The following is a 23,107-nucleotide window of genomic DNA, read 5'->3' as shown; positions in this document are numbered from 1 at the left end:
GCCGCCGACGCGCAGCGCGCCGCCCTGCTTTCCGCCGAGCGCCGCATCGGCTCGCTCAAGGCGCAGATCCGCCAGGCCGAAGCCCAGGGCGAAGCCGCCCGCGCGCAGCTTGCCGCGGCCCACGTCAACGTCGGATCGACCGTGCTGAAAGCCGGCATCGACGGCCGGGTGGGCGACCGCACGGTGCGGGCCGGCCAGTTCGTCCAGGCCGGCACGCGCCTGATGACCGTGGTTCCGCTGAACAAGCTCTATGTCACGGCGAACTTCAAGGAAACGCAGATCGGGCTGATGTATCCGGGCCAGCCCGCCACGATCCAGGTGGATGCGCTGGACGGCACCAAGATCGCCGGCCATGTGGAAAGCGTCTCCCCCGGCACCGGCGCCCAGTTCTCGCTGCTGCCGCCGCAGAACGCCACCGGCAACTTCACCAAGATCGTGCAGCGCGTGCCGGTGCGCATCGCCATCGACGCAGGGCCCGAGGCTCGCCGCGTGCTCGTTCCGGGCCTTTCGGTGACGGTCACGGTCGATACGATCTCGGCCAAGGGCAAGCAGCACGACATCGCCAGGGAAGAAGAGGCACGCCGGGACAAGCGCCGGTGAGCACGGCTCCCGCTGTCCGGGAGGCGGTTCCCCCGCCGGAGGAGCGCGCCGACGCCGCCGCCTGGCTGGCGGTGGCGGCAGGCACGCTGGGCGCGCTGATGGCGACGCTCGACGTGTCGATCGTCAACAGCTCCCTGCCCACCATCCAGGGCGAGATCGGTGCCAGCGGCACCGAAGGCACCTGGATCGCCACTGCCTATCTCGTGGCGGAGATCATCGTCATCCCGCTGTCCGGCTGGCTGGAACGCCTGCTGGGCCTGAGGACGCTGCTACTCGTCGCCTCGGCGCTGTTCACCGCCTTCTCGATCATGTGCGGCCTTTCCACGACCCTGACGATGATGATCATCGGCCGCGTCGGACAGGGCTTCACCGGCGGCGCGCTGATCCCCACCGCCATGACCATCGTGGCGACCCGCCTGCCGCGCGCGCAGCAGCCGATCGGCAATGCCATGTTCGGCGCCACGGCGCTGCTCGGCCCGGTGGTCGGCCCGGTGCTGGGCGGCTGGCTGACGGAGAACGTGAGCTGGCACTACGCCTTCTTCCTCAACCTGCCCGTGGGCATCGCGCTGGCGACCCTGCTGCTGGTGGCGATCCCGCACCAGAAGGCCAATCTCTCGCTCATCCGCGAGGCGGACTGGCTCGGCATCGTCGGCCTGGCGCTGGGCCTGGGCGGCATGACCGTGGTGCTGGAGGAAGGCGAGCGGGAGCAATGGTTCTCCTCCGAACTGATCGTGGCGCTCACCGGCGTGACGATCTTCGGACTGGTGCTGCTGGCGCTGGGTCAGGTGCTGGCGCGCCAGCCGGTGATCAAGCTCAGGCTCCTGCTTGACCGGCAGTTCGGCAGCGTGGTGGCCATGGTCACCGTCGTGGGCATGGTGATCTACGGCACGTCCTACGTGATCCCGCAGTTCCTCTCGCAGATCTCGGGCTACAACTCGCTGCAATCGGGTCAGGTGGTGATGCTCTCGGGCATTCCGGTCATGCTGATGATGCCGGTCACCCCCTGGCTGATCCGCAATGTCGACATCCGTCTCTCGGTAGGCATCGGCCTTTCCGTGCTGGCCCTCAGCGCTTTCATGGAGACCGGGCTGACGCCGCTGTCCGATGGCGGGGACTTCACGGAGTCCCAGCTGCTGCGCGGCGTGGGCACGGTGTTCTGCATGATGTTCCTGAACCAGGCGGCGATCCGCTCGGTTCCCAAGGAGGAAGCCGGCGACGCCTCGGGCCTCTACAATGCCGCGCGCAACCTCGGCGGCTCTTTCGCGCTGGCGGGCGTGGCCGTGGTCCAGGACCAGCGGCTCTGGCTTCACGCGCGCCGGCTGGAGGAAAGCCTCCGCGCCAATTCCGTGGCGGTGCAGGACTATGTCGCGGCGCAAGGCTCCGGCGTCCTGCGTTCGCTGGAAGGCACCATCCAGATCCAGGCGCTGACGATGACCTACGCCGACATGTTCTGGATGATGTCCGTCGGCATCCTCTTCGTCATCCCGCTCGTCCTGTTCCTTCGCCCCCTGCCCAAGAATGCGCCGCTGGCGACCGGACATTGAGGTACACCATGCGTTCGATCCTTCTCCTGCCCGTTCTTACCGGGCTCCTTGCCGGCTGCACCCTGGGTCCGAACTATGCCGGCCCGCCCAAGGCGCTGCCCGACGCTCCCACGCCCGCGACGTTCGTGCGCGCCGATGGAACGAGCGTGACCGCCGCGCCGCCGGTCGCCGACTGGTGGAAGCCGCTGGGCGACCCGCTGCTGGACGATCTCATCGCCCGCGCCCTGGCGAGCAACACCGACGTCGCGGTCGGAGAAGCACGCCTGCGCCAGGCCCGCGCCGCGCTCGGTCAGGAGCGCGCCAATGCCGGCCCCAGCGTCAGCGCCTCGGCCCTCTATGCCCATGCCCATGTCCCCGGCCTCGACCTCGGTTCGAGTGACGCGGGCTCCGGGGGAGAAGGTTCGGGTGAAGGCGGCGGCGGCAGCACCGATCTCAACCTCTATAACCTGGGCTTCAACGCCAGTTGGGAAGTCGATCTGTTCGGCGGCCAGCGCCGCGCCGTGGAAGCGGCCCGCGCCAGCCTGGAAGGGGCAGAGGCCAGCCTGGCCGACGTCCAAGTGAGCCTCGCCGCCAATGTCGCCAAGTCCTATCTCGACTTGCGCGACCGCCAGCAGCGCATGGCGCTGGGCCAGCAGTCGATCGCCTGGCAGGAGGAGGCGCTCGTCCTCACGCGTCAGCGCCTGGAGCGGGGCACGGCAACCGCCATGGAAGTCGCGCAGGCCGAGGGCCAGCTTGCCTCCGCCCGTGCGCAGATCGCGCCCCTCGCCGCTGAGCGCGATGCCTTCCTGAACGCGCTCGCCGTGCTCACCGCGCAGGCGCCCGGCACCCTGGATGCCAGCCTCGGCGCCGAGGGCGAGATCCCGCTGCCGCCGGCCTCGGTGCCCGTCGGCGATCCGGCGCGCCTGATCGCCAACCGCCCCGACATCCGCGCGGCGGAACGCCAGCTGGCGGCGGATACCGCCAGGATCGGTCAGGCCGAAGCCGCCCGCTTCCCGCGCCTTTCCTTCATGGGCCTGATCGGCATCGGCGGCACCAGGATCAGCGATCTCAGCAAGCTGGACGATTTCACCGCCTTAGCGGCCCCGCAGCTCAGCTGGAGTTTCCTCGACTTCGGCCGGAGCAAGGCCAAAGTCCGCCAGACCGAAGCCGTTCGCGACGAGGCCGAGGCGCGCTATCGCGGCGCGGTGCTGACCGCCCTTCGCGATGCCGAAGATTCGCTCGCCCGCTTCCGCGAAGACCGGGTCACGGTGGCCGCCCTTGCCCGCGCCAGCGAAAAGGCGGCGCTTACCGAGAGCCTGGCCGCGCAACGCTTCCAGGCCGGGACCGCCACCAAGGTCGCGCTGCTCGATGCCCGCCGCAGCCGCAACAGCGCCGAACAGAACCTCGTCTCCGCGCGCGCGGCCCTGACTGCGGACTATGTGGCGATCCAGAAGGCGCTGGGCCTGGCCTGGCGCTGAGTTGTAAAAAAGCCTCCCTGCCGCACCGGCAGGGAGGCTTTCGCGCATCCGCAGCGGATCCGTTCAACCGTGCCGCGACACCAGTCGCAGGCCAGGCATCGCCGGTCCCATTCGGAAACGATCGGCCTCGGCCGCCAGAGTGGCGAGCTCCGAGGACAGATTGCGGGCGGCGGCGGAGGTTTCCTCGACCATGGCCGCGTTCTGCTGCGTCGCATGGTCCATGGCGCCGACCGCCGTGTTGATCTCGCCGATGGCCGCGGCCTGGGCATCGTTGTCGGCGGCGATCTGACGGGCAAGGCGGGTCACCTCCTCACCCGACGAGGAAATGACGCCGAAGGCCGAATCCACCTTTTCCACCGCTCCTACAGCCGCCTCGATATCGGTCTGGGTCACGCCGAGCTGGTCGCGGGCGCGCTTGGCTTCTTCCTCGGCGCGCATCGCAAGGGCCGAGACGAGGTCGGCGACGACTGCGAAGCCCCGCCCCGCGTCCCCCGCCCGCCCCGCTTCGACAGCCGCATTCATCGCCAGCACACGGGTCTGAAAGGCGATCTTGTCGAGCCCCTCGATCACGCCGTCGATGCCCTTGGCGCTTTCGCTCACGCGGTTCATCGCCCGGACCGCCGCATCGGTGCGGGCGCGTCCGTCCAGCACCGCGCCCATCGCCTGCTCCGAAGTGGAGAGCGAGCGCGTCGCCGCCTGGGCGGTGGCCCGCAGCCGTTCGTCGATCTGCTGGATCGCGGCGGCGGTCTGCTCGAGGCTGGCGGCATTGCTCTCGGTGCGCCGGGCGAGATCTTCCGAAGCCTGCGCGATCTCGCGCGAGCCGGTGAGGCTGTTCTGCGTGCTGGCGGTGACCGAGCCGAGCAGGCTGCGCAGGCTCGCCAGCGCTTCGTTGAAGCTGATTTTCAGCGCGGCATATTCGGCCGGATAGTCTTCCACGATGTCGGCCGAGAGATCGCCCTCGGCCAGGCGGCGGAAATTTTCCGCCATTCCCTGCACTACGGCCGCATTGCGCTGCGCTTCGCCGTTTGCGGCGATCTCGGCCTGCGCGGTGGCGCGGAACTGGAACATCGCCTGCGTCAGACGGCCCACGCAGTCCCGGTAGTGCGTGAACGCGATCGGACTGTCGAGATCGCCGGCCGCAAGCCCCTCCATGCGCACGACGGTCGTAACGTATGGCCCGGCGATCGCCTCGCGGCAGGCCACCGCCAAGATCGCCGCTACCGCGCTGATCCCCAGCACCAGCCAGGGCGCGAGTTCACGCGGGGCCAGCAGCCCCGTCGATCCCGATACCGCCACCAGCAAGACGAAGGCACCGAAAGATGTAAGTAACTTCAACCTGATAGGTGCATTGGCCCTGAACCATTCCATCTGGATTCCCCCACCCCTGAGTTGTTCGCCCGAAGCGCCCAGATTGCGGCCGGACGAAACATCCATTCCTCTATATAGAGCGCGCCGGACCGCCGATCTTCGAACTGTCACAAATCGCAACCGAACAGGTTCTTTCCTCCCACTCGCTTCGGATCGTTGCAAACCCGGAAGATGCTTGCGCGACTTCACGTCCCGTCCGTGGACGAGACCGCACGCCGGCTTGCGCGCGATCCTGCGAGTGCTAGGGCAGAGACAATACCCGAGAGGACCACCCCCTGATGACCGCTCCATCCCCTGGGCCTGCCGCCCTTCCCAAGACGCTTTCCTGGCCGCACCTGCTGGCGCTGGGCGTCGGCTCCATCGTCGGCACCGGTATCCTGACGCTGATCGGCGTCGGTGCCGACCGCGCCGGACCGGCGGTGCTGCTGTCCTTCGCCATCGCCGGTGCCATCTGCGCCTGCGCCGCGCTGGCCTATGCCGAGCTTTCGACGATGATGCCCAAGGCGGGCAGCGCCTACAGCTACAGCCACAAGGTGCTGGGCAGCACCGTGGGGTGGATCGTCGGCTGGAGCCTGATCCTCGAATACTCGCTGGTCGTCTCCACGGTTGCAGTAGGCTGGTCCGGCTATGCGGCGCCGTTGCTGCAAGGGTTGGGCTTTCCCAAGGCTTTGACGCAGGGGTCGGAACTCGGCGGTCTCATCAACCTGCCCGCCATCGTCATCATCGCCGTGGTCGCCGGTCTCCTGGCTTTCGGCACGAAGGAAAGCGCACGGATCAATACGGTGCTGGTGATCATCAAGATCCTGACGCTCAGCCTCTTCGTGGCCGTCGCCCTGCCCGCTTTCGATGCCACCAACCTCTCGCCCTTCATGCCCTTCGGCTTCGGCAAGTCGATGAGCCCGGACGGCATCGAACGCGGCGTGATGGCGGCCGCCGCGATCATCTTCTTCGCCTTCTACGGCTTCGACGCGATCTCCACCGCCGCCGAGGAGACGCGCAATCCCGGCCGCGACCTGGTGATCGGCATCATCGGCTCGCTGGCGATCTGTACGCTGGTCTACGTCCTCGTCGCCGCCGCCGCGATCGGCGCCATGCCTTTCGCCCGCTTCGCCGACAGCCCCGAGCCGCTGGCGCTGATCCTGCGCCAGATGGACCGCGAGGGCGTAGCGCATGTCGTGGCGATCGCCGCCGTGATCGCGCTGCCCACCGTGCTGCTGGGCTTCCTCTACGGCCAGAGCCGCATCTTCCTCGCCATGGCGCGCGACGGCTTCCTGCCCGCCTCGATGGCGAAGCTGTCCTCGCGCGGGACGCCGGTGCGGGTGACGACGCTGACCGCCGTAATCGTGGCAATCCTGGCGGGAATCCTGCCGATTTCCGAAATCGCGGCGCTGGCCAACGCCGGCACCCTGATCGCCTTCGCCGCCGTAGGCACCTGCCTCATCGTCCTGCGCAAGCGCGACCCGAACGCTCCTCGCCCGTTCCACGTGCCGGCCGGAATGGCCGTGGGCACGGTGACGATCCTCGGCTGCCTCTATCTTTTCGCCAGCCTTCCGACCAAGACCCTGGTCGCCTGCCTCCTCTGGAACCTGCTGGGAGCGGCCCTGTACCTGATCCGGGGACGACGGCGCGCGGGCTGAAACCGCAAGCACCAACGGGAAACCTTATCCGATACGGTGGTTTTACCGGCTGGCGAGATCACTCGGCCAGGAGCATCAGGCGGGATGAGCCTGTCCCGCCGGCAGGCACATGGGATTCCGCATGCGCATAGCGACGATCACCAATTGGGCCTATGGCGGCACGGTCTGCCTGACGATCGCGGCCGGCGTAACCATGGTCATGGCCTCCAACGCCGACCGGATCGAGCGCGATGCCGTACGCCAGCGCGACCTGTTCGACCAACTCGCCTTCGAAGTGGAAGCGGACGAGGCCCAGCTTACCGACCAGGCGCGGCTGGCGGCGGTGACCGGCGATCCCAGCCATGAAATCGCCTATAACCACACTCTGGCCGCCATCGGCCCCGTGGAGCAGCGCCTCTCCCGCCTCAAGGACAACGGTGCCAAGGAAGAGGAACTGCGCTCTCTGGAAGAGGGCCTGCGCTGGGCGCGAACCCTGCAGGACGAACAGAAAGCCGCGATAGATGCGATAAAGCGCGGGGATGAAATCACCGCGCACAAGATCGTGTTCGGCGCCGAATACGAACGCGAGCTGGAACGCGTGCATTTCCTGCTCGGCCGCTTCCGCTACATGCTGGACCAGCGCTCGGACCGGGCTATCGAACAGGCGAGCCAGGCTTCGCAGCGGTTGCGCACGGTCTCGGAAGTAATGGTGGGGATCACCGCCCTGCTCTTCCTGTTCGTGCTGGGCTTCGTCCTGAAGCGCCGGATCCTGAAGCCGGTGGTCAAGCTGAGCGACGTCGTGAACCGGCTGGCCGATCAGGACTATGCCGTGGAGCCTCCGCAGCTTTCCCAGATCGACGAAATCGGCGACATGGCTCACGCGATCCGCGTTTTTCGCGAGAACGGCATCGAGCGCCAGAGACTGGAGCGCGAACGGGATGCCGATTGGCACGTCCGCGACCTGCTGGCACGCATGACCCAGCGCCTGCAAGGCTGCGAATCGGTGGCCGATCTGTTCGAGGTCGTGCGCCTTTTCGCGCCCCGGATAGCGCCGGACCTGTCGGGCCGGCTCTACACGCTGGACGCGCGGCTGGGCATGATGGCCTGTGCTTCGGAATGGCAGTCTCCCGACGGCAGCGACGCGGCTTTCGCCCCCGACGATTGCTGGGCGCTGCGGCGCGGCCAGTCGCACATGCCCGGCGGCGATCTGGTCGATGTGCCTTGCAAGCACGTCCCTCCGGAAACGGCCGCGGCCACCGTCTGCGTGCCGCTTACCGCCCAAGGCGAAACCATCGGCCTGCTGGTCCTGGAAAACAGGGCCGGATTGCAGGGGCCCAGCAACAATACCAAGGTCTATATCGAACTCATGTCGGAAACGGTGGGACTGGCGCTCGCCAATCTCAAGCTGCGTGACGCCCTGCACGAAAAAGCCCTGTTCGACGCACTCACCGGGCTGCGCAACCGGCACGAACTGGCCGACACCCTGCGTCGCGGCGTCGCCCAGGCGGATGCCGCCCGCACGCCGCTGAGCTGCCTCATGGTGGACATCGACCGCTTCAAGCAGTTGAACGACCGCTTCGGCCACGATGCCGGAGACCTGACGATCCGATCGGTGGCCAGCACCCTGGACAATGCCGCGCGCGAGGACGGAACCGCATTCCGCTACGGCGGCGAGGAATTCCTCCTGCTGCTCCCCGGCTGCGGCGAAGACCGCGCGGTGGAGCGGGCCCGACTCATCCAGGAGCGGATTTCCGCCATGACTCTCGTGCACGACGGCGTTCCGCTGGGCCCGGTCACCGTCTCGATCGGCATAAGCACCTACCCGGTCCATGGCCCGGCCCATGCCCTGATCGGCTCGGCCGACGCGGCTCTCCTGCGCGCGAAGGAGGAAGGCCGCAACCGTATCGTCCTGGCGACCGGACGCCGCGACACCAATGCCGCCGCTGCCGCTGAGATCGGCTGACTGTCCCGGCCATGCGAAGGCCCCACCAGAACGGTTGCATCGCATGGCGCTCCCGCTAGTATTTGCGAATCATTCGCAGATAGGCATCAGCATGCACGAAGCAGAAGTGGCGGGAAAGCAGGTCTACAACGTGTCCGACTGGAACGGCTCCAGCGGCGAACGGTGGGTCGCCAATCAAGTCCGGCTGGACGCCATGCTGGACGTGTTCGGCGCGGAAGCGATCGCCGCAGCCGCACCCAAGGCCGGCGAACGCGTGCTCGACGTGGGGTGCGGAGCCGGAGCCACCAGCTTCGCCCTGGCCCACCGGGTTGCGCCGACCGGCCAGGTCACGGCCCTGGATATCTCGGCATCGCTGCTCGACCTGGCACGGCGGATGGCACCGGCTGACGCCCCCATCACCTTCGAACGGGCCGATGCCGCCGCCGCGCCCTTGCCGGCGCGAACTTTCGATCTCCTGTTCTCGCGTTTCGGCGTGATGTTCTTCGAGGCGCCGGTCGCCGCTTTCGCGCATATGCGCAGGGCCTTGAAACCGGGCGGTCGCCTCGCTTTCGTCTGCTGGCGCGGCGCGGCGGAGAACGATTGGGTGCGGCTGCCGATGGGCGCGATCGCGGGCATGATCCCGCCTCCGCCTCCGCCGGTCCCCGACGCGCCCGGTCCCTTTTCTTTCGGTGACGAGGCGCGCCTGGAGCGCATCCTGAACGATGCCGGGTTCGCGGACATCGCCATACTGCCGTTCGATCACGACATCCCTTTCGGCCAGGGCGAGACGCGGGAGGCGGCTCTGGACGACGCGGTGGCCATGGCCTTCGAAGTCGGCCCGCTATCCCGCGCGCTGGAGGATCAGCCGCAAGACATCCGCACCGCAGCGGCATCGGCCGTGCGCAAGGCTTTCGCGCAGCGGCCGGGCGAAACCTCGGTCATGATCGAGGGGGCGGCCTGGATCGTCACGGCGCGCAATCCGGTGGATTGAGACCCTGCCCGCTCACACCGAAACCGCCGCCGCCACGCGCCCGGCCTCGCCGAAAACGCGCAAGTAACGCTGGATCTCGGCCGGATCTCCGGTCGCTTTCGCAGGATTGTCGGAGAGCTTCACGGCCGGTCGTCCGTTCGCCGACACGACCTTGCAGACCAGCGAGATGGGGTCGAGATCGGCCGTGTCGAACGGGGCGCAGCCTCGGAAGTCGTTGGTGAGGTTGGTGCCCCAGCCGAAGCTCATGCGCACGCGGCCGTGGAAGTGGCGATAGGTCGCCTCGATGCTGTCGATGTCCATGCCGTCCGAGAAGATCAGCAGCTTGGTCCTGGGATCGCGGCCCTTGTCCTGCCACCAGCGGATGATCTGCTCGCCGCCCTCGATGGGCGGGGCACTGTCGGGGCGGAAGCCGGTCCAGTCCGCCACCCAGTCCGGCGCCCGTTCGAGGAACGCCGCCGTGCCGAAGGCATCGGGCAGGACCACGCGCAGATTGCCGGCATAGTGATCGCTCCAGTCCTTGAGCACGCGGTAGGGCGCCTCGCGCAGATCTGCCTCGTTTTCGGCAAGCGCGGCGAGCACCATCGGCAGTTCATGCGCATTGGTGCCGATCGCCTCCAGATCGGCATCCATGGCCAGCAGCACGTTGGACGAACCGATGAAGCGGCTGCCCAGCCCTTCCTTCAGCGCTTCCACGCACCAACGCTGCCACAGGAAACCATGCCGCCGCCGCGTGCCGAAGTCCGACAGCACGAGATCCGGCAGGTGCGACAGCCGCTCCACCTTCTCCCACAGCTTGGCCTTGGCGCGGGCATAGAGCACGTCCAGTGCGAAGCGGCCCCGGTCCTTCATCGCCGCCCGCGATCGCAGTTCGTTGACGATGGCGAGGGCGGGAATTTCCCACATCATGGTATGCGTCCACGGACCTTCGAAGCGCAGTTCGTACTGCCCTTCGACGCGGTGCAGCTCATATTCGGGGAGACGGAAATCCGCTAGCCAGGCGATGAAGTCCGGACTGAACATCTGCGCCTTGCCGTAGAAACTGTTGCCCGCCAGCCAGATCAGTTCCTTCTTGCCGAACCGAAGCGAGCGCGCATGGTCTAGCTGGGCGCGCAGTTCGGCTTCGTCGATCACTTCGGCCAGCCGCACCGTCCTGGTGCGGTTGATCAGCTCGAACGTCGCCTGCACGTGCGGGTAGAGATGCCGCACCATCTGCAGCATCAGCAGCTTGTAGAAGTCCGTATCGAGCAGGCTGCGCACGATCGGATCGAGCCGCCAGTTGTGATTGTAGGTGCGGGTTGCGATATCCGTATAGACCATGACCCAGTCTTAGGACGATATCGCGCGATGACAAACCTCGGATCGATTACCCTTTCCGCAATGCCGCAGCCGGTTTCCGGCAAGCGCCGCTTCGTCGTGGTGGTGGACATGCAGGGCGATTTCGTGTGGCCTTCGGGAGCGCTGCCGGTGGCGGGAGCCGAAGCGATCGTGTCCCCCATGCAGGATTGGCTCTCCGCGCTCGACCCGGCGACGACGGCGGGCGTGCTGCTGACGTTCGATACCCATGTTTCGGACGTCTACGCGGGCTCGCCCGAAAGCGGGCAGTTCCCCATCCATTGCCTGCACGGCACGGCCGGGTGGGAAAGCGTGCTGGATCCCGCGGCCATCCCCCCGGCAATCCCCGTCTACACGCTGGAGAAGGGCGTGTTCGACATGTGGGCAGAGCCCGGCCTGGAACTCCGCGCGTTCCATGCACGCGGGAACGACAAAGGGGCAGCAACCGGCCGGGACGCCTTTTTCGCAGGGCTGGCCGCCCAAGGCGTGAAGGACGTGACGGTCGTGGGCGTGGCTGCGGATTTCTGCGTGAAGTGGGCGATCGAGGGCCTGCTCTCGCGCGGCTTCCACGTCGAGCTTCCGGCTGCGCTGACGCGCGGCATCGGCATGGACGCCGAGGCGGTGGCCGCGCAGCTGGGACGTGAGCCGCGCGCGGCCTCGGTCGGCTAAGCGGCCGTCAGGTCTGCAGGACGAACGGAATCTCCACTAACCCGCGCACCATCACCGGCGCGCCGTCGCGGCGGGTGGGCGACCACTTCCAGTGCCGAACGGCGGACAGCGCAGCCTTGTCGAGCCGGTCGAAACCGCTGCTGCGCGAAATCGAGATGTCCGCCACTTTGCCATCGGTGCCGAGGATGACCAGCAGGACGACCGTGCCCTGCTCGTGCTTGCGACGGGATTCGACCGGGTAACGCGGCGGATCGGCGGCGATCATCTTCGAGGAGAGATCGCCGGCATTTTCCATGCGGGGCGGCGCGGCCACCGCGACGGCGGGCGCGGAAGGCGCGGGCGGCTCCGGCGCGAATACCGGTACGGGCGCAGGCGCGGGCGCGGGCGAGGGCGAGGTGCTGATCGTGGCCGGAGCGCTCGTCAGCACCACCGGCGGCGGCGGCACGACGACGGGAGAGACCGGTTGCACCACGGGCTTCAACGGCTGCGGCGCGGATTTGGGCGGCGGCGGCGGGGCGGGCGGCCGCGGCGCCTCGAGCTGTGCGACCACCAGGCGGGGAGCGGCCTGCTTGCGCGCCTGGGCGACGTTGAGCGCCAGCATCGCCGCGAGCGTTCCGCCGACGATACCCGCTGCGCCCAGCAGGGCGATCACGTTCGGGCGGCGCGCCTCGCCGTAACGCGACCGCTCCGGGGCAGCGCCGGAACCCCGCGGCTGGACCGCACCCAGGGCCAGCGGTTCGGCTTGCGGATCGCCTGCGAAGCGGAGCCGACGCTCAGGCCGGGCGGCAGCCTGGCCCGGTGCGATCGGGTGCGCGTGATCTAAGGTTGCATACATGGTCTGCGGTTGCCCCCTCGAAGCCGTCGCATCAGCCCGGCTAATGCGAGTCATTCGCATAGCCACTTCAACCGCAGTGGTCGAGAGGGATTCTGCACCGCCTCGGCGCTTTGGGATTAGGGTGTGTCCTGCGAGATCTCCAGTCCGCGGGTCGATGCGCACGAACGTCAGGGCAAAACTTCCCGTGATATGGCTAACTCGTATAGCATTCAAAGATCGGTGCGAGCCTATGACGCCGTTTGTTCGCTGACGGTCCAGCTCTCTTGAAACGCCCTCGAATCGCGGGCGACGCTATCCCGCGACCGTTCGTATCCGCGGGTGGATGCGCCATCTCGGCTTCGCGGGCATCTGCCTGAAATCGCGACTTCGGCACGAACGAGAGGGGGCGCATTCGCTGTATGCACGGCTGCGCTCTTATCGCGCTTTCGCCAATGGAATTGCGATTGCGAGCCAGTTGCATTAACTGCGTCGCATGGCCCTGCCGATATCGCCCAACCTGCTTCTCACCCTTGCCTTGCTGCTCAAAACAAAAAGCGTCAGCGGCACCGCTTTGGCGCTAGGCATCAGCCAGCCCAGCGTCAGCCGGTCACTGTCGCAGCTTCGCACCGCGCTCAAGGATCCGCTGCTTGTACGGTCGGGCAATGGCATGGCGCGCACGCTGCGCGGCGAGGAACTCGTCGGCAGGCTGGCCGACTGGATGGTGGCGACCTCTGCGCTACTGGTGGAAGACAGCTTCGACCCCGCCCGCGTAGAGCGGCGTTTCCGCATCGCCACCACCGATTTCGGCGTCATGGCCGTGCTGCTGCCGGCCATAGCCACGCTCCGGCGAGAGGCGCCGTCTATCGCCGTCGATATCGTGCCGCTCAGCCACGCCACCCACCGCGCTTTGGCCGAAGGCGATATCGACCTCGCCATTTCCGGGCTCGAGCACGACCCGGCGCAGCTTCATCGCAGCCCGCTGTTCGAGGACCAATTCCTCTGCGTCACCCGCAAGGATCATCCGCTCGGCCAAAGCACCGATCCCGTCCCGCTCGACGACTTCCTGGCCTATCCCCATCTCGGGCTGACCGTAAGCGAGGCGGAGCTTGACCGCGTGACGATCACTCTTGGGACGGTAGCGGAACGGCGACAGGTCGTGGCCAATCTCCCCTATTTCGGGCTTGCGCCGGACATGCTGGCGGCAGGAGACCTCGTCATGGTCGTGCCTTCCCGCGCGGCCGCGCGCTTTGCAGAGAGCGGCGGCCACCACCTGGTCGCCCGACCTGCACCGGCCGATCTCGGGGTTCTGCAATACTGGCTGCTTTGGCACGAGCGCAGCCATCGCGACCCCGCGCTCGCATGGTTGCGAGACTTGTTGTCCCGAGCCTGTGCCGTCCACGAGGGGCCTTCCCTCGTCCCTGCGGTTTGCAAATAGTCGATATCCAATCTTGATTGTTGGCCTTCGGTCACCCTGCCGCCAAGGGCGCTACTGCAAAGCATTCGCATTAGTGTTCCATAGGGGGAATCGTGATCGACAAGTTCGGGCTGCGCGCCAGCGCCGCTACCCTGAGTCTCGCCGCAGCCATGCTGGGCATGACCGGACCAGCACAGGCAGAGGAGGCGGCCGAGGGCACCACCAATGCCTCAAACATCGTCGTCACCGCGACAAGCCGCGCCCAGGAAGTGAAGGACGCGCCGGCCTCCATCAGCGTCATCACGCGCGAGGAACTGGAGCGCCTGCCCTATCGCGAGATCACCGATGCGCTGATGGAGATCCCCGGCGTCACTGTTACGCCTGGCGAAGGCAACAGCCGCGACATCTCGATCCGCGGCATGTCACCGCAATATACGCTAATCCTGGTCGACGGGAAGCGCCTGAGCAGCCGCGAGACGCGCACCAACGGCGGCAACAATTCCGAAGGCGGCATGCTGCCCCCGCTGGAATCGATCGAGCGCATCGAAGTGGTGCGCGGGCCGATGTCCTCGCTCTACGGGTCGGACGCGATGGGCGGCGTCGTCAATGTCATCACCCGCCGCATCGCGCCTTCATGGCGCGGCAGCGTGCGCGTGAACGGCACGATGCAGCTCGGCAGCGACTACGGCAATTTCTACGACGGCAACTTCTACTTATCCGGTCCGCTGGCGAAGGGCGTGGGCCTTCAGGTCCAGGGCTCGCTCAATCGCCGCAGCGAGGACCGGGTCGTCGGCGGCACGCCCGAGCGCAAGGACGAGAGCCTGGGCGGCAAGATCGGCTTCTCCGCCGGTCCGAACCACGATTTCCTCGTCGAGGGTGGCTACTATCGCCAGGAAGTGACCTCCACCGCCGGCAAGACCGTGGAAGTCACCGCCACCGTTCCCGAAGGCACGCTCAACACCCAGACGCAGCAGCGCTATGTCGCCGCGCTCAGCCATTCCGGTCGATGGGGCTTCGCCGATTCGGAAAGCTACGTCCAGTACGAGGATGCCAAGAACCTCGAAACCACCAAGCGGATCAAGAACACGGTCGCCCAGTCGATCTGGTCGGTGAAGCTGCCCTCCAACATGCTGAGTCTGGGCGGGTTCTTCCGTAACGAGGATCTCACCGATACGGTGGGCAACCTGCTGCCGGGATCGACCCGCGGCGGCGCCGGCCGCACGAACTGGGCGCTGTTCGCCGAAAACGAGCTGTCGATTCTCGACACCCTGCGGCTCACCGGCGGCATCCGCATGGACAACGACGAACAGTACGGCAATCACTGGACGCCGCGCGTCTACCTCGTGTGGAACACCACCGAGCGCTTCACCCTGAAGGGCGGCTATTCGCAGGGCTTCCGCGCGCCGAACCTGCGCCAGACCCTGCCCGACTGGGGCCAGGCCAGCCGGGGCGGCACGATCTACGGCAACCCCGACCTCAAGGCCGAGACATCGCGCACGATCGAAGCCGTGGCGATGTACGAAGGCAAGGGCTTCCAGGCCAGCCTGACCGCCTACGACACCCGCTTCAACGACAAGATCACCCGCCTCACCTGCGAACAGGCCGGGGCCTGGTGCATCAACGAGCCCGTCAGCTCGATCGGCCGCCCGCCGACGACTTACGTCAATGTCGACAAGGCCAAGGTGCGCGGGATCGAGGCGACCATCGACGTCGACCTCACCCGCACCCTGCGCGTCACCGCCAGCGGTACGCTCACCGATTCCGAGCAGCTCAGCGGGTTGAACGCCGGCGCCGCGCTGAACGACACCCCCAAGCAGCAGGCCAGCGCCTCGCTCAACTGGCGCCCGGACGATCGCCTGAGCATGTATGCCCGCGCCGTCTATCGCGGCGAGGAAGCGGTGACCGAGGCGCAGATCAGCGGCAACAACCTCGTCGTGGAATCCTACACCACCGTCGATCTCGGCGGATCGTACAAGGTCTCTCCCGCGCTCACCTTCCATGCCGGCGTGCAGAACCTGTTCGACAAGCGGCTCGACTATGAAGAGGCCGGCTACATGATCGACCCGGCCCGCGTCTGGATGGGCCTCACCGCGCGCTTCTGACCCATTTGCAAAGGCGCTTCGGCCGGTTCGGAGCGCCTTTTCTCTTCGTTATCGGGGACTTTTCCATGACCATTCGCACGCTTCTTCTGGCGGGGCTCGCTTCCGCCGCGCTCGTCTCGCCTGCTCATGCCCACCGCGCCTGGCTGCTGCCGTCCACCACCTCGCTCTCCGGCACCGGACAAGTCGTCTCGGTGGACGCCGCCGTTTCCAACGACCTGTTCCACCCCGACCATGTCGCCATGAAGACCGACGGCATCACCGTCGAGGCGCCGGACGGCAGCAAGGGCGCGATCGAAAACGCCGCCACGGCCCGCCACCGCTCCACCTTCGACGTGAAGATCGACAAGCCCGGCACCTGGAAGATCGGCACCGGCCGCACCGCCTATGCCGGAACCTTCAAGCTCAACGGCGAGGAATGGCGCGTCGGCGGGCGGCCGCCACGCCCCGCCGCGCCCGGCACCACCGCACCGCCGGTCCGCCGCGTTGCCGGTCTGGCCGACATTCCCGCCGGTGCCACCGAGGTGAAGCTGACCGAAGTGCTCTCCACCAATGCGGTGTTCGTCACCGCCGATGCGCCCACCAACACGGTGTTCAACACCGGCAAGGGCCTGGAACTCGACCCCATCACTCACCCCACCGCGCTCGTATCCGACGAAGAGGCGCGCTTTCGCTTCCTCATCGACGGCAAGCCGGCCGCCGGTGTGAAAGTAAGCGTGGTGCCCGGCGCCAAGAAGTTCCGCGAGGCCGAACAGGCGCAGGAACTCGTCACCGATGCGCAGGGCGTGCTGGCGGTTAAGTGGCCGGTTTCGGGGATCTACTGGCTGAGCGCGACGGCCAGCGATACCAAGCCCGCCGAGCGCCGGGCTCAGGACCGCCGCATGACTTACGTGACCACCCTGGAAGTCGTGGCCCCCTGATCGAACGGCGCCGGGGCCGCTTGCCCCGGCGTCTTCATATCTCCAGCTGGCTGCCGAGTTCGATGACGCGATTGGTGGGCAGCTTGAAGAACTCCATCGCGCTCTGCGCATTGCGCACCATCGAGGCGAAGAGCTTTTCCCGCCAGATCGCCATGCCGGGACGGCTCGAGGCGATCAGCGTCTGGCGCGAGAGGAAATAGCTGGTTTCCATCGGCTTGAAAGGCCCGCCGGCGCGGTCCTCCGCCGCCAGCGCCGCTGGAATGTCCGCCTCGTCCATGAAGCCGTAGCGCAGCACCAGGCGGTAGAAGCCCATGCCCAGGTCCTCCACTTCGCAGCGTTCCTCCGGCGCGACATGCGGGATCCCCTTGTTCGCGACGGTCAGGATCACCACCCGGTCGTGCAGGATGTGATTGTGCTTGAGGTTGTGCAGCAGGCCCGGCGGCACGCCATCCGTGGTGGAGGCCAGGAACACCGAGGTTCCCGCGACCCGGCTCACGCGCTCTCCGACCGATTTCAGGAAGACGTCGACCGGGATCGAGTCCTCCTGCAACCGCGCACGCACCAGTTGTCGGCCGGTGGCCCAGGTGGTCATCAGCGTGAAGATCACCGCCGCCACCAGCAGCGGGAACCAGCCGCCGTCGGGGATCTTGGTGACGTTCGAGGCGAAGTAGAGCCCGTCGATGAACAGCAGGCCCAGCGTCACCGCGCCCGCGACGGCGGGATGCCACTTCCACACGGTGAAGGTCAGCACGCCCAGCAGGCAGGCGGTGATCACCATGGTCCCGGTCACGGCGATGCCATAGGCCGCGGCCAGGTTGCCGGAACTGCGGAAGCCGAAGACCAGCAGGATCACCATGACCAGCAGGCCCCAATTGATCAGCGGCACATAGATCTGCCCCGCCGCCTTGGCGCTCGTGTGCAGGATCTTCAGGCGCGGCAGGAAGCCGAGCTGCACCGCCTGGTGCGAGACCGAGAACGCGCCGGAGATCACTGCCTGGCTGGCGATCACCGTGGCCATCGTCGCCAGTGCGACCAGCGGCAGGCGCGCCCAGTCCGGCGCCATGAAGAAGAACGGGTTGCCGATCGCCTCGGGATTGCGGAGCACCAGCGAGGCCTGGCCGAGGTAGTTGAGCAGCAGGCACGGAAAGGCGACGTAGAGCCACGAGATCGAGATCGCCTTGCGGCCGAAGTGCCCCATGTCCGCATAGAGCGCCTCTGCCCCGGTCACGGCCAGCACCACCGATCCCAGCGCCAGGAAGGCGAGCTTCGGGTTCGCCATGAAGAAATTGGCCGCATGATGCGGGCTGAGCGCTGCGATCACCTCGGGCGCCTGCAGGATCGACGACACCCCCAGCACCGCCAGCGTCAGGAAATAGACGATCATGATCGGCCCGAAGAACCTGCCCATCGTCGCCGTGCCATGCGACTGGACCGAGAACAGTGCGATCAGGATCACCACCGCGATCGGCAGCACGAAGCGGCCGAAGCCGGGGTTCACCACCGTCAGCCCCTCCACCGCGGAAAGCACCGAGACTGCCGGCGTGATGATGGCGTCGCCGTAGAACAGCGCGGTCGCCACCACGCCCAGCATGGCGATCAGCGGCGTCCAGCGGTTCTTGCCGATGGTGCGGCCGATCAGGGCCAGCAGCGCCAGGCTGCCGCCCTCGCCGTTGTTGTCGGCCCGCAGGATGATGAAAACGTATTTGATGGTGACGATCAGCATCATCGTCCAGAACATCAGCGAGATGACGCCGAACATATGGAGGCGGTCCACCACCAGCGGGTGATGGCCGATGAAACTCTCCTTGAGCGCATAGAGCGGCGAGGTGCCGATATCGCCGAAGACGACGCCGATGGCGCCGATCGACAGCGCGGTCAGGCTTTCATTGGGGCCGTGATGGCCGGAGTTCTCGCTCATGATGGCGGCGCCTAGTCCCACGCGCGCAAAGGCGCCACGAACTTTATGCTTTCTTTATGCACGCTGCGCAATTCCCCGTGGAAGCTTAACGGCTTGCCCGTCCATGGTCCGCGTCTCCCGCCGCCTCGGAGCCGCTCGCCATGTCCGCCGCTTTCCATCCTCGTCTCGGCCCCGTGCTGGAGCGCCTGCGCACAGGCCAACGCTGGTGGCCTGCGGAGATCGGCGCCCGTCTGCTCGCGCTGGTGCTGCTGGCGGGGTTCTGGCGGCTGGCCCTTGTCGAGCATGCGCGGGCCATCACCCCGCGCGTCCACCCTGCCACGCTTCCGGACCTGCTGCTCTGCGCCGCCCTCGTGGCGCTGCTGCTCTGCGCGCTGCTGCTCGGCATCGCCGGTCCCGGCCTGCTGCGCCGGGTAGACCTGCAGGCTTTGTGGGAGGGCCGTTGCAGCGCGCGGGGAGACTTCACCTCTCGACAGCGCTAGGATTTCCGGCGCAAGGGACGGTGCCCGGACCCCGGCTGTGTTTTTTCGATGACGAGTTCCCCCGACGATGAGCCCCAATGTCAAGATCCTGGTCGTCGACGATGAGCCCGCCATCCGCCGCCTGCTGCGGGCCGGACTCGGCCGCGCCGGGTACGACGTGGTGGAAGCGGGCACCGCGCGCGAAGCGCTGAACGCCCTTGCCATCGACAAGCCAGAGGTGGTCCTCCTCGACCTCGGCCTGCCGGATCGCGACGGGCTGGAACTCATACCGGCGTTCAAGGGGCTGGCGGCGATCATCGTCCTGTCGGCGCGCGATGCGACCGACCAGAAAGTCGCCGCGCTGGATCTCGGCGCCGACGATTACGTATCCAAGCCGTTCGACAGCGACGAAGTGCTCGCCCGTATCCGCACCGCGCTGCGTCATCGCCTTCCGGCGCATGGCCAGGACCGGCCGGTGCGCCACGGCGACGTGGAGATCGATCTCGTCGCCCGCGTGGTGCGCAAGGGCGGCGCCGAAGTGCATCTCACGCCCAAGGAATACGGCTTTCTTTCCGAGCTGGCGTGCAATCCGGGACGGGTCATCACCCATTCGCAGCTGCTGCGCTCGGTCTGGGGACCGGGGCATGAGAACGATGTGGAATACTTGCGCGTGGCGGCCAGGGGCGTGCGCCGCAAGCTGGAGGACGATCCCGCCAATCCTGCCATGCTCCGCAACGAACCCGGCGTCGGCTACCGGCTCATGGGCTCCGCATGACGGAAGCGCGTTTCAAGGCGCCGTGGCTTCCGCGCGGCGGCCGAGCCGGGCGGCCCGCAAGGGCGAGAACCCGGCATAGCGCCCCGGACGCAGCCAGAGAGCGGTGACGACCCCCATGCCGATCGCGCTCGTGGCCGACCACGCCAGCTTGTCGAGCGGCAGGAAGAACGAGGAAGCGCCCAGGATCGCGAAGTCGATCAGCATCTGGCTGCGCCCGATGTTCCACCCGCGCCGCTGCTGCAGCCAGACCGTGACGATCCCGACCCCGCCCACGCCCGCGCCGTGGCGCACGACCGCCAGGGTTCCCATGCCCAGCAACGTCCCTGCCCCTACGGCGGCGGCGAAGGGATCCTTCACCTCTATGGTCAGGGCCTGTTCGGAGAGGACCGAGGCCAGGGCGATGCCGCCGCTCGCCGCGATCGTGCGCAAAGTGAAGAGAGAGCCCATGGCCCTCAGCGCCAGGAACAGGAACGGCACGTTGAGAAGCGCGAACAGCAGGCCGGGCGGCAGGGGTGCGAAATGACCGACCAGCAGCGCCAGCCCTGCCATGCCGCCCGTCACCAGTCCGGCGGCGTGGAGGATCGTCAGCCCCAGCCCGATGAGCAGGCTGCCCACCGCGATGGCGTAGATGTCCTCGATGCGACCGTGGCGGATGGCGTTCATGGCGAAAGGGTTCGTCTCCAGAATGATTCGCGCGCCGTTTATGCACTTGCGAAGGTGCTGTCGAGAGCTTCGAAACACGCGGAATTTTAGCGCTTTCCCGAGGGTCTGCGGCGCAAGAACTGCTGTGTCCCCGCCTCGCGCTACAATGGTATCTTTCGCAGGTGCACAATGCCCGCTACCGCCTGGGGCGTCAGTTCTTCCTCGCGGTGCCTGCGCTCTTGGGCTAGCCTGCCCGCCCCAGCCCCGGACGCCTGAGAGAGCATGACCGCCAAGCATCGACTGAAGCTGCAAGCCCGCATCTATTGCGGCGATGAAATCGCCATGGGGCCCGGCAAGGCGGATCTGCTGGAAGCGATCGACCACGAAGGCTCCATCTCCGCCGCCGCACGGGTGCTGGGCATGAGCTATCGCCGTGCCTGGCTGCTGGTGGACGCCATGAATCGCTGCTGGAAAGTCCCGCTGGTGGAAGCGGTCGCTGGCGGGGGGCGAGAGCGCGGCGCGCGGGTGACCGAGGACGGTCGGACCGTCCTGGCGCAGTTTCGTGGGCTCCAGGCCCGCATGGCACAGCTTGCCCAGTCCGAGGAATACGCGGCATTGGAACAGACCCTGCGCCGCGATCCCCTCGCGCCGAAAGCGCCCTGAACCCTGCCTCAGGGCAGTCGGGCGACCAGCAGCGGCAATCGGGCGGCGGCGTTGCCGGAGATCTGCAGCAGGTAAGTGCCGGGTTGCAGCGAGAAATCCACCATCTTGCGCACGCCCGAGCAGTCCGGCCCATGACCATGACCGGTGGAGGCCATGACCGTACCCCCCGTCTGCCGCGCGCCCGCCTTCACGACATCGATCCAGGCCGCCGCGCCCAGGGCCACGCGATAGCGCGCCGCCTGCGCGACGCGGAACGTGTAGAGCCCGCCGAAGCTCGTCGATCCGCCCGGCTTCTCCGGCTTCGTCGCGTAGCGTATTTCGCCGGTGGGTCGCAGGCCGCCCGCGACCGCCTTGCCGATCTCGATCCGCGCCCCCGAAAGCGAGCGGGTGTCCCGCGCCGCAAGCAGCGGTTCGCGCTTGGTCCAGGCGGCCAGTTCCGGCGGCAAGTCGACCGGATCGGACGGGCAGGACATGGGGCTGGGCATCGGCTGCGGCGCGGCTGACGATTTGGCATCCGGCTGCGGAGCGGGCGCGCCGACCGGCGACATCATCGGAAACCGCTCGGGGCTGACTTTGGGCGCGCCTGCTTGACCGGAAGCAGGCTGGCCAGGAGCGGCTTCCGCCAGGCCCACCGGCGCCATGGCAGCCAGTATCGACGCCGCGCCGCACGGCAGAAAGCGCCGGATCATCATGCAGGTCTTTCTTGCGTAACCGTAGTTCATCTTCGCCCTCGTCGCTGCGGCGCTCGATATAGCCAATCGCACGGGCGGCGACAGGCGGAAAAGTTCCCAACGTCCGAATGGGCCGGAGAGTTGCGCCAAGATGCTCTAACGCAGATGCTCGCTGAGGAAATCCACGAAGACCCGCACTCGCGCCGGCATGTTGGCGCCTCCGGCAAATACGGCATGGACCGGCTCGACGTCGCCGGGATTGAACGCTTCCAGCAATGGCACCAGCCGCCCGGAAGCGATTTCGCCCGCCACGCTGAACCGCCCGACGCGGGTAACCCCGACGCCGTCCGCCGCGAGCTGGCCGAGCGTCTCGCCGTTGTTGGCCTCGATGCAGCCGCGCACGGTGAGGGCATAGTCGCGGCCATCGCGGCGGAACGGCCAGACCGGCTCGGCCCGGCGGAAGTTGAAGTTCAGGCAATCGTGATCGAGCAGATCCTCCGGCACGCGCGGCGTGCCCCGGCGTTCAAGATAGTCCGGGGCCGCCACGATCACCCGCCGGTTCTCGCCCAGTTTACGCGCGGTGAGCGGGCTGTCGGCCAACGGCCCCAGGCGGATGGCGACATCGGCATCGCCGGCAGCGACATCGACCAGCCCGTCGCTCAGACTGATGTCGACGAGGATATGCGGATAGAGCGCGGCGAATCGGCCCAGCAGCGGCACGATGGCCAGCCGTCCATGCGCCTGCGCCGCGCTGACCCGCAGCCGCCCGCGCGGAGTGCCGCCATCGGCGATGGCCTGCTCCGCTTCGTCGAGATCCGTCAGGATGCGCCGCGCGGCGGCGAGGTAAGCCTCCCCCTCCACCGTCAGCGAGAGCGCGCGCGTGGAACGCAAGATGAGCCTTACGCCAAGCCGCTGCTCGATACGATCGACCGTCCGGCTGACCGCGGAAGGCGTGAGCCCCAACAATCGTGCGGCGGCCGAAAAGCTGCCTTCGGCGGCGACGAGCGCGAAAACCTCCAGTGCGCGGGCCCGATCGGCTCCGACCGGGGCTTTTGCATCGGTTTCGAAAATCTTCCGCATCGTCCTTGCTTATCCGGAGAGATCGGCCTCGTCCATTTGTGCACTCGCGTCCTAAGGGCGAATGCCTGCCCGGAATGGAGACAAAAAAGGGCCGGTCCGAAGACCAGCCCTGGAAAAGTTTTTGGGAGAGGATG

20 protein-coding genes are annotated in these 23,107 nt (G+C 67.3%); 13 read left to right on the top strand and 7 right to left on the bottom strand.

The window, feature by feature from the left end; all coding sequences use genetic code 11:
* From L284_RS26475 to L284_RS26465, 3 genes are all read left to right on the top strand, one after another.
* A partial coding sequence (locus L284_RS26475) for an HlyD family secretion protein (protein ID WP_021232289.1) occupies nucleotides 1-600 on the top strand: 600 nt, incomplete at its 5' end.
* Nucleotides 597-2,144: an MDR family MFS transporter gene (locus tag L284_RS26470; protein ID WP_021232288.1), complete on the top strand. Its 1,548-nt coding sequence runs from the start codon at nucleotides 597-599 to the stop codon at nucleotides 2,142-2,144. The genes L284_RS26475 and L284_RS26470, both read left to right, overlap by 4 nt.
* 8 nt (nucleotides 2,145-2,152) lie before the next feature.
* The gene (locus tag L284_RS26465; RefSeq protein ID WP_021232287.1) at nucleotides 2,153-3,601 is read left to right on the top strand and encodes an efflux transporter outer membrane subunit; all 1,449 of its coding nucleotides are present in this window, start codon (nucleotides 2,153-2,155) and stop codon (nucleotides 3,599-3,601) included.
* Nucleotides 3,602-3,664: 63 nt separating this feature from the next.
* On the opposite strand, the gene L284_RS26460 is transcribed toward L284_RS26465, so the two are convergent.
* Nucleotides 3,665-4,936, bottom strand: coding sequence for a methyl-accepting chemotaxis protein (locus L284_RS26460; RefSeq protein ID WP_407635827.1), 1,272 nt, complete (start codon nucleotides 4,934-4,936; stop codon nucleotides 3,665-3,667).
* Between the two features lie 311 nt (nucleotides 4,937-5,247).
* On the opposite strand from L284_RS26460, the gene L284_RS26455 reads away from it, so the two are divergent.
* From L284_RS26455 to L284_RS26445, 3 genes are all read left to right on the top strand, one after another.
* A complete protein-coding gene (locus tag L284_RS26455) occupies nucleotides 5,248-6,606 on the top strand; it encodes an amino acid permease (protein WP_021232285.1) in 1,359 nt (452 codons plus the stop codon).
* A 121-nt stretch (nucleotides 6,607-6,727) separates the two neighbouring features.
* On the top strand, nucleotides 6,728-8,548 hold the full coding sequence (locus tag L284_RS26450; protein WP_021232284.1) for a diguanylate cyclase: 1,821 nt from the start codon (nucleotides 6,728-6,730) through the stop codon (nucleotides 8,546-8,548).
* A gap of 91 nt (nucleotides 8,549-8,639) precedes the next feature.
* On the top strand, nucleotides 8,640-9,518 hold the full coding sequence (locus tag L284_RS26445; protein ID WP_235054252.1) for a class I SAM-dependent methyltransferase: 879 nt from the start codon (nucleotides 8,640-8,642) through the stop codon (nucleotides 9,516-9,518).
* Between the two features lie 12 nt (nucleotides 9,519-9,530).
* On the opposite strand, the gene pncB is transcribed toward L284_RS26445, so the two are convergent.
* Complete coding sequence (gene pncB / locus L284_RS26440) at nucleotides 9,531-10,835, bottom strand: nicotinate phosphoribosyltransferase (protein WP_021232282.1); 1,305 nt, start codon at nucleotides 10,833-10,835, stop codon at nucleotides 9,531-9,533.
* A gap of 27 nt (nucleotides 10,836-10,862) precedes the next feature.
* Here pncB and L284_RS26435 point away from each other — a divergent pair, with 27 nt between their 5' ends.
* Nucleotides 10,863-11,519: a cysteine hydrolase family protein gene (locus L284_RS26435; RefSeq protein WP_235054250.1), complete on the top strand. Its 657-nt coding sequence runs from the start codon at nucleotides 10,863-10,865 to the stop codon at nucleotides 11,517-11,519.
* 7 nt (nucleotides 11,520-11,526) lie between these two features.
* On the opposite strand, the gene L284_RS26430 is transcribed toward L284_RS26435, so the two are convergent.
* On the bottom strand, nucleotides 11,527-12,354 hold the full coding sequence (locus L284_RS26430) for an energy transducer TonB (protein ID WP_021232280.1): 828 nt from the start codon (nucleotides 12,352-12,354) through the stop codon (nucleotides 11,527-11,529).
* Between the two features lie 472 nt (nucleotides 12,355-12,826).
* On the opposite strand from L284_RS26430, the gene L284_RS26425 reads away from it, so the two are divergent.
* The 3 genes from L284_RS26425 (at nucleotide 12,827) to L284_RS26415 (ending at nucleotide 16,766) form a co-directional block, all read left to right on the top strand.
* Nucleotides 12,827-13,768 (top strand): LysR family transcriptional regulator, encoded by a 942-nt coding sequence (locus L284_RS26425; protein WP_021232278.1) that lies wholly within the window; start codon nucleotides 12,827-12,829, stop codon nucleotides 13,766-13,768.
* A 92-nt stretch (nucleotides 13,769-13,860) separates the two neighbouring features.
* Complete coding sequence (locus L284_RS26420) at nucleotides 13,861-15,849, top strand: TonB-dependent receptor domain-containing protein (protein ID WP_021232277.1); 1,989 nt, start codon at nucleotides 13,861-13,863, stop codon at nucleotides 15,847-15,849.
* A 65-nt stretch (nucleotides 15,850-15,914) separates the two neighbouring features.
* A complete protein-coding gene (locus L284_RS26415; protein ID WP_021232276.1) occupies nucleotides 15,915-16,766 on the top strand; it encodes a DUF4198 domain-containing protein in 852 nt (283 codons plus the stop codon).
* Nucleotides 16,767-16,800: 34 nt separating this feature from the next.
* Here the strand turns inward: L284_RS26415 and L284_RS26410 are convergent, their stop codons facing one another.
* Nucleotides 16,801-18,684, bottom strand: a complete 1,884-nt coding sequence (locus tag L284_RS26410) for a potassium transporter Kup (protein ID WP_021232275.1) — start codon at nucleotides 18,682-18,684, stop codon at nucleotides 16,801-16,803.
* A gap of 140 nt (nucleotides 18,685-18,824) precedes the next feature.
* Between L284_RS26410 and L284_RS26405 the strand changes: the two genes are divergently transcribed.
* Nucleotides 18,825-19,163 carry a hypothetical protein gene (locus L284_RS26405; protein ID WP_021232274.1) on the top strand — a complete coding sequence of 113 codons (339 nt, stop codon included), beginning with the start codon at nucleotides 18,825-18,827 and terminating at the stop codon, nucleotides 19,161-19,163.
* 67 nt (nucleotides 19,164-19,230) lie between these two features.
* Entirely contained in the window at nucleotides 19,231-19,917 is a 687-nt protein-coding gene (locus L284_RS26400) for a response regulator (RefSeq protein WP_021232273.1), read from the top strand.
* Between the two features lie 12 nt (nucleotides 19,918-19,929).
* Here the strand turns inward: L284_RS26400 and L284_RS26395 are convergent, their stop codons facing one another.
* Nucleotides 19,930-20,580, bottom strand: coding sequence for a YitT family protein (locus L284_RS26395; protein WP_021232272.1), 651 nt, complete (start codon nucleotides 20,578-20,580; stop codon nucleotides 19,930-19,932).
* A gap of 261 nt (nucleotides 20,581-20,841) precedes the next feature.
* Between L284_RS26395 and L284_RS26390 the strand changes: the two genes are divergently transcribed.
* Nucleotides 20,842-21,222 carry a winged helix-turn-helix domain-containing protein gene (locus tag L284_RS26390; protein WP_021232271.1) on the top strand — a complete coding sequence of 127 codons (381 nt, stop codon included), beginning with the start codon at nucleotides 20,842-20,844 and terminating at the stop codon, nucleotides 21,220-21,222.
* A gap of 8 nt (nucleotides 21,223-21,230) precedes the next feature.
* Here the strand turns inward: L284_RS26390 and L284_RS48610 are convergent, their stop codons facing one another.
* Both L284_RS48610 and L284_RS26385 read right to left on the bottom strand, forming a co-directional pair.
* The gene (locus tag L284_RS48610) at nucleotides 21,231-21,944 is read right to left on the bottom strand and encodes a hypothetical protein (RefSeq protein WP_021232270.1); all 714 of its coding nucleotides are present in this window, start codon (nucleotides 21,942-21,944) and stop codon (nucleotides 21,231-21,233) included.
* A 105-nt stretch (nucleotides 21,945-22,049) separates the two neighbouring features.
* Complete coding sequence (locus L284_RS26385; RefSeq protein ID WP_021232269.1) at nucleotides 22,050-22,973, bottom strand: LysR family transcriptional regulator; 924 nt, start codon at nucleotides 22,971-22,973, stop codon at nucleotides 22,050-22,052.
* Nucleotides 22,974-23,107: the final 134 nt, after the last annotated feature.

The sequence above is a fragment of the Novosphingobium lindaniclasticum LE124 genome (assembly GCF_000445125.1).
GTDB lineage: Bacteria > Pseudomonadota > Alphaproteobacteria > Sphingomonadales > Sphingomonadaceae > Novosphingobium > Novosphingobium lindaniclasticum.
The sequence above is the reverse complement of the archived record's forward strand: the minus strand, read 5'-3'. Positions and strand labels throughout refer to the sequence as shown.